General features: G+C 69.3%; 13 protein-coding genes and 2 tRNA genes. 11 read left to right on the top strand and 4 right to left on the bottom strand.

The genetic code is table 11. From position 1 onward, the window contains the following. The first annotated feature begins 382 nt into the window (after positions 1–382). Entirely contained in the window at positions 383–1,042 is a 660-nt protein-coding gene (locus EAO75_RS35510; protein ID WP_147999256.1) for a hypothetical protein, read from the top strand. A gap of 113 nt (positions 1,043–1,155) precedes the next feature. Here the strand turns inward: EAO75_RS35510 and EAO75_RS35505 are convergent, their stop codons facing one another. Next, the gene (locus tag EAO75_RS35505; protein WP_147999255.1) at positions 1,156–2,622 is read right to left on the bottom strand and encodes an amino acid permease; all 1,467 of its coding nucleotides are present in this window, start codon (positions 2,620–2,622) and stop codon (positions 1,156–1,158) included. 217 nt (positions 2,623–2,839) lie between these two features. Here EAO75_RS35505 and EAO75_RS35500 point away from each other — a divergent pair, with 217 nt between their 5' ends. Further along, complete coding sequence (locus tag EAO75_RS35500; RefSeq protein WP_147999254.1) at positions 2,840–3,325, top strand: ribose-5-phosphate isomerase; 486 nt, start codon at positions 2,840–2,842, stop codon at positions 3,323–3,325. A 212-nt stretch (positions 3,326–3,537) separates the two neighbouring features. Further along, entirely contained in the window at positions 3,538–4,347 is an 810-nt protein-coding gene (locus EAO75_RS35495; RefSeq protein ID WP_147999253.1) for an Fpg/Nei family DNA glycosylase, read from the top strand. A 16-nt stretch (positions 4,348–4,363) separates the two neighbouring features. Here EAO75_RS35495 and EAO75_RS35490 read toward each other — a convergent pair whose 3' ends face one another. Further along, positions 4,364–5,620 carry a GNAT family N-acetyltransferase gene (locus EAO75_RS35490; protein ID WP_187284718.1) on the bottom strand — a complete coding sequence of 419 codons (1,257 nt, stop codon included), beginning with the start codon at positions 5,618–5,620 and terminating at the stop codon, positions 4,364–4,366. A gap of 162 nt (positions 5,621–5,782) precedes the next feature. Between EAO75_RS35490 and EAO75_RS35485 the strand changes: the two genes are divergently transcribed. Both EAO75_RS35485 and EAO75_RS35480 read left to right on the top strand, forming a co-directional pair. After that, a complete protein-coding gene (locus tag EAO75_RS35485) occupies positions 5,783–6,961 on the top strand; it encodes a PP2C family protein-serine/threonine phosphatase (protein WP_147999252.1) in 1,179 nt (392 codons plus the stop codon). Between the two features lie 64 nt (positions 6,962–7,025). Then, positions 7,026–7,490 carry an HD domain-containing protein gene (locus EAO75_RS35480; RefSeq protein ID WP_187284717.1) on the top strand — a complete coding sequence of 155 codons (465 nt, stop codon included), beginning with the start codon at positions 7,026–7,028 and terminating at the stop codon, positions 7,488–7,490. A 30-nt stretch (positions 7,491–7,520) separates the two neighbouring features. On the opposite strand, the gene EAO75_RS35475 is transcribed toward EAO75_RS35480, so the two are convergent. Then, complete coding sequence (locus EAO75_RS35475) at positions 7,521–8,723, bottom strand: acyltransferase family protein (protein WP_147999251.1); 1,203 nt, start codon at positions 8,721–8,723, stop codon at positions 7,521–7,523. Between the two features lie 540 nt (positions 8,724–9,263). Here EAO75_RS35475 and EAO75_RS35470 point away from each other — a divergent pair. From EAO75_RS35470 to EAO75_RS35460, 3 genes are all read left to right on the top strand, one after another. Further along, positions 9,264–9,458 (top strand): hypothetical protein, encoded by a 195-nt coding sequence (locus EAO75_RS35470; protein WP_004001285.1) that lies wholly within the window; start codon positions 9,264–9,266, stop codon positions 9,456–9,458. Positions 9,459–9,548: 90 nt separating this feature from the next. After that, positions 9,549–11,699, top strand: a complete 2,151-nt coding sequence (locus EAO75_RS35465; protein ID WP_147999250.1) for a protein kinase domain-containing protein — start codon at positions 9,549–9,551, stop codon at positions 11,697–11,699. 100 nt (positions 11,700–11,799) lie between these two features. Then, on the top strand, positions 11,800–12,207 hold the full coding sequence (locus EAO75_RS35460) for an SseB family protein (RefSeq protein WP_147999249.1): 408 nt from the start codon (positions 11,800–11,802) through the stop codon (positions 12,205–12,207). 83 nt (positions 12,208–12,290) lie between these two features. On the opposite strand, the gene EAO75_RS35455 is transcribed toward EAO75_RS35460, so the two are convergent. After that, a tRNA-Gly gene (locus tag EAO75_RS35455) sits at positions 12,291–12,361 on the bottom strand. A 131-nt stretch (positions 12,362–12,492) separates the two neighbouring features. Here EAO75_RS35455 and EAO75_RS35450 point away from each other — a divergent pair. From EAO75_RS35450 to EAO75_RS35440, 3 genes are all read left to right on the top strand, one after another. After that, positions 12,493–12,569: transfer RNA gene (locus EAO75_RS35450), tRNA-Pro, on the top strand. Between the two features lie 209 nt (positions 12,570–12,778). Next, on the top strand, positions 12,779–14,173 hold the full coding sequence (gene tig / locus EAO75_RS35445) for a trigger factor (protein ID WP_147999248.1): 1,395 nt from the start codon (positions 12,779–12,781) through the stop codon (positions 14,171–14,173). A 257-nt stretch (positions 14,174–14,430) separates the two neighbouring features. Beyond that, on the top strand, positions 14,431–15,039 hold the full coding sequence (locus tag EAO75_RS35440; RefSeq protein WP_187284805.1) for an ATP-dependent Clp protease proteolytic subunit: 609 nt from the start codon (positions 14,431–14,433) through the stop codon (positions 15,037–15,039). The last annotated feature ends 6 nt before the right edge of the window (positions 15,040–15,045 follow it).

Here is a 15,045-nt window from a genome sequence, read left to right as displayed (position 1 = left end):
GTGTACTCCCAGACGACTGCCGGGTATCCGCGGAAGGTCGTGCGCTCCAGGCGGATCTTGCTGTAGTCGCCCTGTTGGGCGTTCTGTTCGGACTTCTGCCAGGAGTCCATCAGGTCGTCGCGAGCCACGGACGACTTGGCGGCGAGTTCCTGTCTGGCGTCCGGTAACGCCGACTCCCCGCGCCCCCAACGCCTCCAATGCCTCCACGGAACTCGCCCCCGATTCCCGTTCGGACGTCCACTCGGCCACCCCGGCCGGCAACTCCACGGGCCCCACACCCCACCGCGCCGGCGTCTCCCTGGAGCGATCCGAAGCGGCGACCGAGCGACGGCCGGCCCCAGGGGCGGGACCCCCGCAGCGCGGTTTCCGGTCCCACGGCCCCATGCCGCCCGGCGAGTTCCCCGGCCCGGCGGTTGCGGCCCGCCCCCGACCCCGGCGCGGGCATCGCCGTACGGGAATCGTCGCCGCCCTCGGCATCGTCGCCGCGGGCGCGGTCGTCGCGGTGGTCCTGGCGAGCGACTTCGGGTCACCGAAGGACGACCAGTCGGGCTCCTCACCGTCGGCCTCCCAGGCCGCGTCCTCCCCGTCGTCCACGGTCGAGGGCACGTCGAGGCCGCAGAGCCTGCCACCCGGCGCGCGCCGGGAGGCGGGCGGGTTCGCGTGGGTGCCGCCCGAGGGCTGGCAGCGGGACGTCCAGACCGGCTCCGAGGTGCACTACACGTCACCGGACGCCAGACAGGAACTCGCCGCCAAGTCGTCCGTGGCTCGCGACGACCTGATGGACTCCTGGCAGAAGTCCGAACAGAACGCCCAACAGGGCGACTACAGCAAGATCCGCCTGGAGCGCACGACCTTCCGCGGATACCCGGCAGTCGTCTGGGAGTACACCTTCACCTTGCGGGGCGACCCCTGGCACGCCCGCCTGCTCGGCTTCACCGTGGGCGGGAAGTCGTACCAGATCAACACGTGGTACCGCCCGGACATCGAGGCACAGGCCCTGAAGACCTACGAGAAGGTGAGGGACGGCTTCACGGTGCTGTGACCGGACGAGGACCGGACGAGGACTGGACGAGGGCCGGACGGGAAAAGGCCGAGGGGCGGCAGGGTACGCACCCCACCGCCCCTCGGCTGCCGGCACACCGGCGGACGTACGACTCAGCCGGTCTTGACCTCGTCACGCGTCTCGTCCGCGGCGGCGGCCTCGACGCTCACCGGGCGCCCGCCGCCGACCCTCTGCTTCACGAAGGCGATGACCAGCACGACCGCGGCCACCAGCAGGGACAGCAGCACGGTCTTGCGGCCGTCGTGCTCGGTGTCGGTCAGCATGTAGCCGAGCACGAACACGATCAGCGCGGCCGTCGCCCAGGTCAGGTACGGGTACAGCCACATCTTCACGACGAGCTTCTCGGGCGCCTCGCGCTGGATGATCTTGCGCATGCGCAGCTGCGAGAAGCAGATCGCCAGCCAGACGAACAGTGCGACCGCACCGGAGGAGTTGACGAGGAAGAGGAAGACGGAGTCCGGGAACTTGTAGTTGAAGAACACGGCCACGAAGCCGAACGCCACGGAGGCGAGGATCGCCGTGCGCGGCACACCGTTGCCGGTCGTGCGGGCGAAGGCCTTCGGCGCGTCCCCGCGCTGGCCGAGGGAGAAGGCCATGCGGGAGGCGGTGTAGAGGCCCGAGTTGAGGCAGGACAGCACCGAGGTCAGCACGATGAAGTTCATGATCTGACCGGCGTGCGGGATGCCGAGGGAGTCGAGCGCGGCCACGTACGAGCCGTCCTCGGCGATGGCCTTGCTGTCCCACGGAAGCAGGGCCACGACGACGAAGATCGAGCCGAGGTAGAAGACGGCGACACGCCAGATGATGCTGTTGGTGGCCTTGGTGACGGCCTGCTGCGGGTTCTCGGACTCACCGGCGGCAAGGGTGGCGATCTCGCTGCCCATGAAGGAGAAGACGACGAGCAGCACACCGGTGAGGATGGCGCCGGGGCCGTTGGGCAGGAATCCGCCGTGCTCGGTGAGGTTGCTCAGTCCCGCCTGATCGCTGTCGACGCCCGGCAGCAGCCCGAAGACGGCCAGCCCGCCGATGATGATGAACGCGGCGATCGCGACGACCTTGATACCGGCGAACCAGAACTCGAACTCGCCGTACGACGCGACGGAGACCAGGTTGGTGGCGGTCAGTACGACCATCACGATCAGGGCCCAGGCCCACTGCGGGACGGACGGGATCCAGCCCTCCAGGATCACCGCACCGGCGGTCGCCTCGACCGCCAGCACGACCACCCAGAAGAACCAGTACAGCCAGCCGATGGAGAAGCCGGCCCAGCGGCCGAGCGCCCGGTCGGCGTGGGCGGAGAACGACCCGGACGTCGGGTTGGCCGCCGACATCTCACCGAGCATCCGCATCACCAGCACCACGAGCGTGCCGACGAGGGCGTACGACAGGAGAATGCCGGGTCCGGCGGTGGCGATACCGGAGCTGGACCCGACGAAGAGCCCTGCGCCGATGACGCCGCCGATGGCGATCATGGACAGATGACGGTTCTTGAGCCCGGCCTGTAGGCCGTGGCCGCCTGCGGCCGGTTCGGCCGTTTTCTGCGTCGGCTGCGAAGTCATGGAACGGATTTCCTTTGCGCCGTGGGGAGCGGTTCTCGCACAAGCGGATTGCGTGTGGCGTACGAGTCGGACCAGTGAATCGGAGGAGAACGGATTCGGGAACCTTTGATTCGTGATTGTTACTTGAGGTTTCCTTGAGCTTCCATAGTCCAGATCACAGTTGACGCGATCGACACCCGACGCTGCTGCCCGGAAACAGCCGTGTCACACTCGTCCCATGCGCGTGTATCTCGGCTCGGACCATGCGGGCTACGAACTCAAGAACCACCTCGTCGACTGGCTGAAGGCGGCCGGCCACGATCCCGTGGACTGCGGCCCCCACATCTACGACGCCCAGGACGACTACCCGCCCTTCTGTCTCCGTGCGGCGGAGCGGACGGCCGCGGACCCCGACGCCCTCGGCATCGTGATCGGCGGCTCGGGCAACGGTGAGCAGATCGCCGCGAACAAGGTGAAGGGCGTCCGCGCGGCGCTCGCCTGGAGCGAGGAGACGGCCTCCCTGGGCCGCCAGCACAACAACGCCAACGTCGTCGCGGTCGGCGCGCGCATGCACACGAGGGAAGAGGCGACCAAGTTCGTCGAAACCTTCCTGGGCACCCCCTTCTCCGGTGACGAGCGCCACATCCGCCGCATCGACATGCTCGCGGCCTACGAGACGACGGGCGACCTGCCCTCGATCCCGGCCCACCACCCGCAGCAGTAGTTTTCAGCGGCGCAGCGCCTTCTCACGCCGGTCGAGGCACCCCAGCCCGTCCGGCGTTTGAGGACGAGGCCCTTCAGGCCGACGGGGGTCAGGGGGCGGAGCCCCCTGGGCGGGTCGTAGGGGCGGCAGCCCCTGGGGATGGGAAGGGCAGGGGCGGCGGGGGCGAAAAGAGAGCCGCGCCGCCCACCCACGCACACCAAAAAGGAGCCACCGTGCCTGAGGGGCACACGATCCACCGGCTGGCCCAGGACTACGCCGCCGCCTTCCTCGGCACGACCCCCCGGGTCACCAGCCCCCAGGGCAAGTTCTCCGACGCCGCAGCCCTCCTCGACGGCGCCGAACTCACCCACACCGAGGCCCACGGAAAGCACCTCTTCCTCGGCTTCCGGGACGCCGACTGGATCCACATCCACCTCGGCCTCTTCGGCAAGGTCAACTTCGGCGACGCCCCCGCACCCCCACCCACGGACACAGTCCGACTCCGCCTGGCGAACACCACGGCGTACGTGGACCTGCGCGGCCCCACCACCTGCGCCCTGATCACGCACACCGAGAAGCAGGCGATACACGACCGCCTGGGCCCCGACCCCCTGCGCGACGACGCCGACCCGCACACGGCGTTCATGCGGATCTCCCGCAGCCGTACGACCATCGCCGCCCTGCTCATGGACCAGAAGGTCATCGCGGGCGTCGGCAACGTCTACCGCGCCGAGGTCCTCTTCCGCCACCGCATCGACCCGTACCGCGCCGGCAAGGACATCACCCCGGCCCAGTGGGACGCGATCTGGACGGACCTCGTAGAGCTCATGCACGAGGGCGTCCGCAACAACCGCATCGACACCGTCCGCCCCGAGCACACCCCGGAGGCGATGGGCCGCCCGCCCCGCGTCGACGACCACGGCGGCGAGGTCTACGTCTACCGCCGGGCCACCCTGCCCTGCCACATCTGCGACAGCGAGATCCGCACCGCCGACCTCGCCGCCCGCAACCTCTTCTGGTGCCCGAACTGCCAGCGCCCGTAAAGGGGTCGAGCGCGCGTCAGAAGCCGTGCGGCAGCCACGGCGCCACAGTGGACGCGAACCCCACCGACGCCTCCGTCAGCGCCCCCTGCCGAAGCTCCCGCACCCGCCCGGCCGCGCCCAGCGCCGCGAGGCTCACCCCGCCGAGGTAGGCCGCCCCCAACTCCCGTACGGACAGGGCGAGATCGGCCGCGTCCGTCGTACGCTCGCACGACGCGCCCTTGGCATCCCCGCTCAGCCGCCAACGCCCCGCGTTCCAGGGACAGAAGGCGTCCTCCACCTCGAACACCACGTCCACCGGAGCCTGGTACGTCCGCGCCTGAAGCGCCGCGGCGACGTCCACCAGCCGGACATGCAGCGCGTCGCGCACCCGCACCGCACAGCGCCGGATGTCGGACACCTGGTACTGCCACGACTCGTCCACCGGCCGCGCGTACGCCTTCACCGTGGACGTCAGGTCGATGTCGAACAGGAACCGCCACAGCGCCGCCTGCGCCGCCGGGTCGAGAGCGTGCAGGTCCCGCAGGCGCACGGCGCCCTTGGCCCCGCTCGCGTCCCACTCCGGCTTGACGTGGAAGCGCGCGTACCCGACGACCTCACCGCCGCGCTCCGCCAGCACGCACTGCAGCGGCGACGCCCCCTCCCGCTCGCTCTCCGGGTCCACCAGGCCGAGCCGCTCCCAGCCGGGAATCCGCGCGATCATCCCCGGCCGGCCGGACAGCCTGCGCGCGTACACCGCCTCGCACACGTCGAGGACGTCGGCCGGTGCGGCGTAACGCAGATGTACGTCATCGGTGCCCGGCGGCACGGACAGGCTCACGCGCGTCGTGTCGATCTCGGCGCTCACCTGGAAGCTGCCGATGCCGTAGCCGAACCGGCCGTAGATCTCCGGCTCCGAGGCGGTCAGGATCGCCAGCGGCCAGCCCCACGCTCGCACGTCGTCCAGCTGCTTGCGCATCATCGACGTCAGCAGGCCGCGCCGCCGGTGCGTGGCGGCGACGCTGACCATGGTGACGCCGGCGGCGGGCAGGGCGGCTCCGCCGGGCACGGTGAGCCGGAAGGCGAACGCGCCGGCCGTGGCCACGCACGTCTCCCCGTCCCAGGCGCCGAGGGAACGGTCGAGGTCGAGGAGCTCGTCCCACAACTCCCGCTCCTCGGCCGCCTCCGGTACGCCGCCGAAGGCACGGATGAGCGTGTCGTACCAGACGTCCCACTCACCCTGCTTCACCACCCGCAGCTCGGGGCGGCCGGTCTCGCTCGCACTGTTTTTCCCCATGAACCATGCCTACCAGGGCATTGCAGGACGAGCGAGGGAATTTCTCCTTGGCGGCGGCGGGACCCCTTTCCGTGAAGTTCACTGTGAAGTTGAACCTCGGACGGGGGACAAGTGGGACCTCCCGTGCCAAGCAGCTGGTCCGATGGATAGGGTCCCGAACTAATGGCAGCAGGACGAGAGCGGCGCACGGCGGCCGAGACGTTCACGGCCCGGTTGAGGATGCACTGGCACCGGGTCCGCGTCGGCCTGCGCAGAAGCGCCGTGGACTACTTCCGCGGTGACGGCTCGGACTGGATCGCACTGGCCGGCCTGCTCCTGACGGTTCCCCTGATCTGCGCCGTGACGATGGCCAACCCGGTGTGGTTCTCACCGGCCGCCCTGGTCCTGCCGATCGTCGCGGGCGGGCTGCTGCTGCGCCCGGCGAGCCTGCTGGGCCTGTACGCGGCGGCGGCCACGGCACTGATCGTGGAGTCGGTGCAGCTCGGGCCGTACACGGAAGGCCCCTCCCGCGTCACCCCGGGCGTGGTCCTGGTGGTGGCGGCGTGCGGCTTCTTCGGGCTGCTCATCGCACAGTTCCGCAGCCGCGTGGGCGTGCCCTGGCGGCGTGGCGGCACGATGCTCTTCGACCTGCGCGAACGCATCCGCGTACAGAGCAAGCTGCCGCAACTGCCGCACGGTTGGCATCGCGAGATGGCCCTGCGCCCGGCGGGCGGCCAGTCCTTCTCGGGCGACTTCGTGGTGGCGGCCCGCACGAACGGCGGCCGCACCCTGGAAGCCGTGCTGACGGACGTATCGGGCAAGGGCATGGACGCCGGCTCCCGCGCCCTCCTGCTCTCCGGAGCCTTCGGCGGCCTACTGGGCAGCCTGCCCCCGCACGCGTTCCTGCCGGCGGCCAACGGCTACCTGCTGCGCCAGGACTGGGACGAGGGCTTCGCGACCTCGATCCACCTGGTCCTGGACCTGGACTCGGGCGACTACGAGCTGTACTCGGCAGGCCACCCACCAGGCCTCCAGCTCAGCGCGGGCAGCGGCCGCTGGGAGGAGAAGGCGGCCGAGGGCCCCCTCCTCGGTGTGTACGACGGCGCCCAGTTCGACCCCGTCAAGGGCTCCCTGCGCCCCGGCGACGTACTGATGCTGTTCACGGACGGCCTGGTCGAAACCTCGGACCGAGACATCGTCGAAGGCATAGACCGCCTGACCGGCGAGGCCGACCGCTACGTGGCCGGCGGTTTCCACGGCGCAGCCTGGCACCTGATCGAGGCAGTGGCAAAGGACGTCAACGACGACCGAGCCCTCCTACTGATCTCCCGAGAGGGCCCGACAACAACGACACCCCGCTGACAGAGGGGACTCCGCCCCTTGGGGACGGGACGGGTAGGGGCGGCGGGGGCGGGACACTGGACCCGTGACAGAGACACCGCAGCAGAACCTGTCCCTGGCCGACGTCGAGGCCATAGCCCGCGCAGCCCACGCGAACCAGACCGACAAGGCCGGACGCCCCTACACCGAGCACCTGAGCGCCGTAGCCGAGGGCGTACGCACCCGCGGCGGCGACGACGACCAGATCGCGGCGGCCTGGCTGCACGACGCAGTCGAGGACGACGCCCTGTCCGACCAGTGGCTGGAGGAGGCCGCGCTGACCCGCCGTACCAAGGACGTGGTACGCGCAGTCACCAAGCACCCCGGAGAACCGCCGGAGGCGTACGCGGCACGCATCCTCGCCACCCCGGGCGCCCTACTGGTGAAGCAGGCGGACCTGGCACACAACGCGAACCCCGACCGCCTGGCCGCCCTGGACGAGATGACAAGAAAAAGACTGACCGAGAAGTACGCACGCATGCACGCACTTCTCGGTCTGGCGGAAGGATGACCCTCCCCGATGTGAAGGAACGGCGCAGGATCAGGCGTTGACCTTCTCGCGCGCCGCCGCCCCCTCCCGCTTCTCCCGCTCCCGGGCCAACTGAGCGGCGTCCCGCTTGAACGCCCACTCCATCCTGGGCTCCATCGCGAACCGGAAGACCCGCTGCACCGGCGCGGTGCACAGCACCGTGACCCCGGCAGCCGCGACGACGGTGACGAAGATCTCGCCGAGCGGCCGGTGCAGCCAGGCCGGCTCGAACCAGCCCTGATAGTCACCGGCCTTCACGATGAAGCCGTGCAGCAGATAGCCGTACAGCGTGCCCGCGCCGAGCGCCGTGAACCACATGTGCCGACGCGGCACCCAGGCGAAGAAGCAGGCCGTCAGCACCAGCGAACAGCCGAACATCGCCAGCACCATGACCGGCCCGGTCCACCACGGCGCGTGCAGCTCCTGCGCGGCGTCGCGGTGGTAGAACCACGCGGTGTTCATACGCGGCACCGCCCACCAGCCGAAGGCCAGCGCGACCGCGAACACCGGCACGGACACGATCCGCACCGTGCGCGTGCGCACCATGTGGAAGTGCTCGGGCTTCATGATCAGACCCAGCACGAAGTACGGCAGGAACTGCAGAACCCGCTGAAGGTCCAGGTCGTCACCGATCTCCGGCGTGACGGTCCCCGCCATGGCGAGGCCGAGCGCGATCGGCAGCGGCCAGCGCACCATCTTCCAGATGGGGGTCGTCATCCGCCAGATGAACAGCGCGCACAGGAACCATGTCAGGTACCACGGGTCCAGGAGGCTGATGTCCTGGCCGGGGTCGTCGTCGATCCAGCGCTTGAAGAGCGGATAGGCCGTCTCGAAGACGATGTACGGCACGGCGACGCCGGTGATCAGCCGCTTCAGCCGGCCCGGGGTCGCGTCGAAACTGCGCGAGAAGAAGCCGGAGATGATGATGAACGCCGGCATGTGGAAGGAGTACACGACGGTGTACACGGCTTCCAGGATCCGGCTGTCGCCCTTGATCGGCTCCCAGGCGTGGCCTATGGCGACGAGCACGATCGCCAGGTACTTGGCGTTGTCGAAGAACGCGTCGCGCTGCTTGGCACCGCTGGACGCGGCTCTGGCGTCGCCTTGAGCCTTCTGGCTCTGCGGTGAGCGCGGACTCGGCACTCCGTCCGCCGACTGCTGTGTCGGGGGGAGTGGCGCTCTGTGGTGGCCGTGCGGTCGAAGCGAGTCCGTCACAGACCCTCCCGTCGGAAGCCCGGGTAGTGGATCCAGGACCTCGCTGCGCATGCGGGGGACGAGGCAGCGTGGAACATCTGAGGCACCCTAGCGTTGCCTGTGGGATTTCGTAAAACCCCCGAGGTCATTAGCGGTTATTGCGCGCGACTTCGCGTGTACAACGAACATGCACCTGGCAGACACCCGTTGGTCATCCGTCTTGTCCGGATTCATCCGGACTAAGTAGTGCATATGGCGAGGAGGTGACGCCGTTGAAATGATCACCGTGCCGCGAATTCGAAATACCGGCGAACATGTTGTGTGGCGATGGAAACGATCCCGTCGAATTCTCCGCGGAAGCGTCTTCGCGAATTGCCGTACGTGCGCGATGTGAGAGGTCGGTGCGTGCCGAGGACCCGCACAGTTCCGGCACAGGTGTGGCGAACGAAACGTCACGTGCCGCATAGCGGGGCCCGGTTGGTGGCACGATGGTTCTGGCGGGGGTGCGCTGGGTCGCGTCCCCGGGCCGGGAGAGCGGACCGACCGAGGGTGTGATCTGTTGTGGCCATTTCGCTGTCAGTGGTGCTGCTGTTGGCGATCGTCTTGGTGGTGCTGATCCGTGGTGGATCCCTGAAGGCCGGCCCCGCCGTCGTCGCCGTGCTGTTCGGCTTCTTCCTTGCCTCGACCGGCATGGCGGACGACATCCAGCGCTTCCTCAACTCGATAGCCGAGACCATCAACTCGATCCAGTTCTAGGGTCCGCGGGGCGGCCTGGAGGGGTACGGATACCCTCGTTCGCGATCGTCGAACGTATGGAACGACGGCGCGAAAGGGGGGACGTACGGGATGGCGCTGCGCGAAACGGACCCTGCGGAGGTCGGCGGCTACCGGATCGAGGACCGCCTCGGGTCCGGTGGCATGGGCGTGGTGTACCTCGCCCGCTCCGCCTCCGGTCGTCGCCTCGCCCTCAAGGTCGTGCACGCGCAATACGCCGACGACGACGAGTTCCGTCTCCGCTTCCGCCGAGAGGTGGCCGCCGCCCGCCAGGTCAGCGGCGCCTTCACGGCCCCCGTCGTGGACGCGGACGCCGACGCGTCGCGCCCCTGGATGGCCACGCTCTACATCCCCGGCGAGGACCTCGGCACCCACGTCCGCCGCCACGGCCCGCTGCCGCTGCCGCGACTGCGTGAACTGGCCGCCGGCCTCGCCGAGGCCATCCGCGACATCCACCGCGCCGGAATGGTCCACCGCGACCTGAAACCGGCCAACGTGATGCTCGCCGAGGACGGCCCCCGCGTCATCGACTTCGGCATCTCCCGCGCCACCGAGTTCGCCGCGTCCGACGTCCTCACCCAGACCGGCCGCGTGATGGGCACACCGCCCTTCATGTCCCCCGAGCAGTTCTCGTCCCCGCAGGACGTGGGCCCCGCCGCCGACGTCTTCTCCCTCGGCTCGGTCGTCGCATACGCCGCCACCGGTCACGGCCCGTTCGACAGCCAGAGTCCCTACGAGACGGCTCTGCGGGTCGTCGACGGCGACGCGGAACTCGACGGCGTCCCGTCCGAGTTGCTCCCGTTCGTCCAGCTGTGCCTGGAAAAGCACCACAAGTCCCGTCCGTCGCCGGACGAATTGCTCCGCCTCCTGCGCGACGGCGAGCTGCCCGACCCGCGCCCGGTGGACGAGACACCGACGGTCGTGGACACCGCCCGCCCCCGCCGGCGCCGCGGAGGCCTCTGGCTGGCCTCGGCGGCGGGCGCCGTCGCCCTCGCGGCCGTCGCCACCACGACGGTCGCCCTCAACGGCGACGACTCCCGCCCCGGGAATCCCGGGGGGAATCTCCCGCTCGGCTGGCAGGCCTGGCACAACAAGTCGAAGGCCCCGACCGTCGACGAGGACCCGGTGGACGCCGACGGTCCGTTCAGCCGCTGCGGTGCCACCGGCAGATCCCTGGTGTGCGCGGGCGACGACGTCATGGCGACCCGCTTCGCACTCGCCGACGGAAGCAACACCTGGGCCCGGCCGATCGACGAGACCCCCGACGACATCGGGGGCGCCGACCAGGGCACGATCCTCGCCGCCCGCAGCGGCCGTGTGTACGTCTACGGCGCCGACGACCGGGCGAGCGTCGACGACACCTTCCCCACCCGCTTCACGGTCCAGGCGCTGGACGCCGAGACCGGCAAGGTGATCTGGAAGACGGTCACGGGTGAGGGCGAGGAGGCCACCGAGCCGAACAGGGACCAGGGGTTCTCGATCTCCGTGCCCGAGGGCATCGTGGCCGTCTACGGCGACAGGGGCAGGCAGTACGCCCTGCTCGACGCCGAAGACGGCAAGGTGCGCTGGAAGCGCCCGCTGCCCGACGCGGACACACAGTCGTGCCTGCTGCGCAGCGCCGCCCGCAACGCGTACCTGGTGTGCCAGAAGTGGACCGGCGACGAGGTCACCGGCACGAGCCTCGCGCAGCTGGACCCGGCCACCGGCCGTCCCCGGTGGACCGTGTCGGTCGAGGGGGGTCAGGACATCGTGGGCCAGGCCGACGGACGCCTGGTGGTGCTGAACACGTCCGGCTCCCGCCGCACGCTGACCCTGATCAACGCCGCCACGCACATCGTGACGACCGTACGGCTGTCCCAGACCCAGCCCGAGAACGCGACCCCTGCCCTCCTGAACGGCAGGCTCTACTTCACCTTCCCCAGCGGCAGCGTCCGCGCGTTCGCCCCGGACAGCGGACGCCGGCTCTGGGAGAGCAACTCCACCGTCGAGTCGTCAGGCCCGCCGACCGCCTCCACGACCCACCTCTACCTGGCGTCCCCCAGCGGCCGCCTGGCCGCCCTGAACCTGCGTACCGGCAAGGTCGAGGCCACCCTCCAGGGCCGCGACGACGGCGGCACAGCCGACTCCACCGGCCTGGGCGCCCCTCTGACCCTCGTCGGCAACGCCCTCTACGTCCCGTACGGCATCCGCTCCGTCTACACGGTGGACGTACGCGACCTGTGACACCGGCGTTCCCGATACAAGTGGGGGCGCGCATGATCGGGCCGATCGCGGGTAGTCGGGCCATCATCTCGGGGGTGGCTTTGTGCATTGAAGGTGCGCTATGAGTGAGATCCCGGCAGAGGTCTTCGAATCGGTGGCGCGGAAGGCTCTGGAAGACCTGTCCACCGCGCCGGACCTACGGGCGCTGGAGGCGCTGGCCGGCTGTGACGTACTGATTCCCGCGATCGGCGGGATCCGTTACACGTCCCACCACAGCGAACTCGTGCGGCTTGTGCTGCCGGTGATCGAAAGCGTCGACGACACCCCCGCGGTCATGGTCTTCACCTCGCAGGAGCGGCTGTTCCGGGCCTTCCCCCAGGTGCCCTGCTTCCGGCCCGTCACCCTGCGGGACCTGGCCTCGCACTGGCCGGCCCACGAGGTGGTGCTGGTGATCGACGCCGGGGACGAGGACGAACTGACCCTGTCCGCGCACAAGGCGCGATGGCTGCTCGGCCACTGCCTCGTGTGAGCGTCGGCGCGATGAACCGGCCCGGGGAACGCGAAAGGCCCAGGGAGCGGAAACAATCTCTCACCTGGGCCTTCGGCCTACAGAGCGGGCGACGGGAATCGAACCCGCGTAGCTAGTTTGGAAGACTAGGGCTCTACCATTGAGCTACGCCCGCACAGGACGCGCCGCAGGTCAGATGACCGCGGCACAGGATGCATCGTAGCGGGTCGGCCCCCCTCACCGCACACCCCGTTAATGCGGCGGCCCCACTGCCTGCGGGCATGTAGCCTACGTGTCGCACCAGCACGGGGTGTGGCGCAGCTTGGTAGCGCGTCCGCTTTGGGAGCGGAAGGCCGTGGGTTCAAATCCCGCCACCCCGACCACGACCGGTGAAGACCGGCCATTTGCGCGACGACCTCGTGTGATCGCGTCCTTGATCGCCTTTGGGGGCGTGTCGCCGCTGCCGTTACTATGCAAGCTGCACGCCCGTGTGTCTCTCCGTACGAAGTCACGAAGTCCTCCGGGCGGCGAATCCGCCGGACCAGTCTGGCTCCGGCAGAACCCAAGAAGTCAGCCACAAGGAGACCGAACCGTGAAGAGCGCCGTGGAGACCCTGAACCCGACCCGGGTTCGGCTCACTGTCGAGGTGCCCTTCGAGGAGCTCAAGGACAGCCTCGACGCGGCGTACAAGAAGATCAACCAGCAGGTCACGGTGAAGGGCTTCCGGAAGGGCAAGATCCCGGCGCGCGTCATCGACCAGCGGTTCGGCCGCGGTGCGGTCCTGGAGGAGGCGGTCAACGACGCGCTTCCGAAGTTCTACACCGAGGCGGTCAACGAGGCCGAGCTCAACGTCCTGGGCCAGCCCGAGGTCGACATCACCGAGCTGAAGGACGGCGAGACGCTGAACTTCACCGCCGAGGTCGACATCCGTCCCACGATCGAGATCCCGGACTACTCCGGCATCGAGGTCGAGGTCGACGCCGTCGAGGTCAGCGAGGAGGACGTCGAGAAGGCCGTCTCCGAGCTGCGTGAGCGCTTCGCGTCGACCTCCCCGGTCGAGCGCGCAGCCGAGGACGGCGACGTCGTCACCATCGACCTGGAGGCCCAGGTCGGCGGCGAGGTCCTCGAGGACGGCGTCGCGAGCGGCGTCTCCTACACCATCGGCTCCGGCGAGCTGCTGGAGGGCATCGACGACGCCGTGAAGGGCCTGGAGGCCGGTGGCGAGGCCACCTTCACCTCCGAGCTCAAGGGCGGCTCCGCGGCCGGCCAGGAGGCCGAGGTCACCGTCAAGGTCACCCAGGTCGCCGCGCGCGAACTGCCTGAGCTGGACGACGAGTTCGCGCAGCTCGCCTCCGAGTTCGACACCCTCGACGAGCTGAAGGCCGACAGCCGCAAGCGCCTCGAGAACATGAAGCAGTACGACCAGGCCACGCAGGCCCAGGAGCGCGTCCTGGAGAAGCTGCTGGAGCTCGTCGAGGTGCCCGTCCCCGAGAAGCTGCTCGAGGACGAGGTCAACACCCGTAAGCACAACCTCGAGCACCACCAGCTCGGCCAGATGGGCCTCGACCTCGAGAAGTACCTCGAGATCCAGGGCAAGACGGTCGAGGAGTTCGACACCGAGACCAAGGAAGCCGCGGTCAAGGGCATCAAGACGCAGTTCGTCCTCGACGAGCTCGTCAAGCAGGAGAAGCTGAACGTCAACCAGGAGGAGCTCACCGAGCACCTCATGCGTCGCGCCGCCTCCTCCGGCATGTCCCCCGACCAGTTCGCCCAGGCGGTCGTCGAGGGCGGTCAGGTTCCGCTCCTGGTCGGCGAGGTCGCCCGCGGCAAGGCCCTGGCCGTCGTGGTCGAGAAGGCCGTGGTCAAGGACACCAACGGCGAGGTCATCGACCTGGACGACGAGGACGAGGTCGAGCAGGCCACGGAGACGGTGGAGGCCGCCGAGGGCACCGCTGACGAGGCCGCCGAGGAGAAGTCCGAGGGCTGAGCCCACGGCGCTACACAGCTCGTAGGAAGGGCCCCGGGGAGGTGAAATCCCCGGGGCCCTTCTTTCGTACGCGCGTGCACCGGGGCGCCCACGGCGCTACGCCCCCGGCGAACACCCGCAGAACCGGGATTGCAGCACAGGACCACCGCGTTAGGGTCCATGAGTATGAGGGCAGGGGAGCCCCCGTTGCCCACGCAGAACACGTGAGACGGCCCGGCGCCGTCGCAAGACGAGCAGGTGGATACGTGACGAATCTGATGCCCTCCGCCGCCGGCGAGCCCTCCATCGGCGGTGGCCTCGGTGACCAGGTCTACAACCGGCTGCTCAACGAGCGGATCATCTTCCTCGGCCAGCCGGTCGACGACGACATCGCGAACAAGATCACCGCACAGTTGCTGCTCCTTGCCGCGGCTGACCCCGACAAGGACATCAACCTCTACATCAACAGCCCGGGCGGCTCGATCACAGCTGGCATGGCGATCTACGACACCATGCAGTTCATCAAGAACGACGTGATGACGATCGCCATGGGCCTCGCGGCCTCGATGGGCCAGTTCCTGCTCAGCGCGGGCACGCCCGGCAAGCGCTTCGCGCTGCCGAACGCCGAGATCCTGATCCACCAGCCCTCCGCCGGCCTCGCCGGCTCGGCCTCGGACATCAAGATCCACGCTGAGCGACTGCTGCACACCAAGAAGCGCATGGCCGAGCTCACGGCCCAGCACACCGGCCAGACCGTCGAGCAGGTCACCCGTGACTCGGACCGCGACCGCTGGTTCGACCCCGAGGAGGCCAAGGCGTACGGCCTCATCGACGACGTCATCACGACGGCTGCCGGTATCCCGGGCGGCGGCGGCACCGGGGCCTGAGGCCCC

Source organism: Streptomyces sp. UW30 (genome assembly GCF_008042075.1).
In the GTDB taxonomy this organism is placed as follows: domain Bacteria; phylum Actinomycetota; class Actinomycetes; order Streptomycetales; family Streptomycetaceae; genus Streptomyces.
The sequence above is the reverse complement of the archived record's forward strand: the minus strand, read 5'-3'. Positions and strand labels throughout refer to the sequence as shown.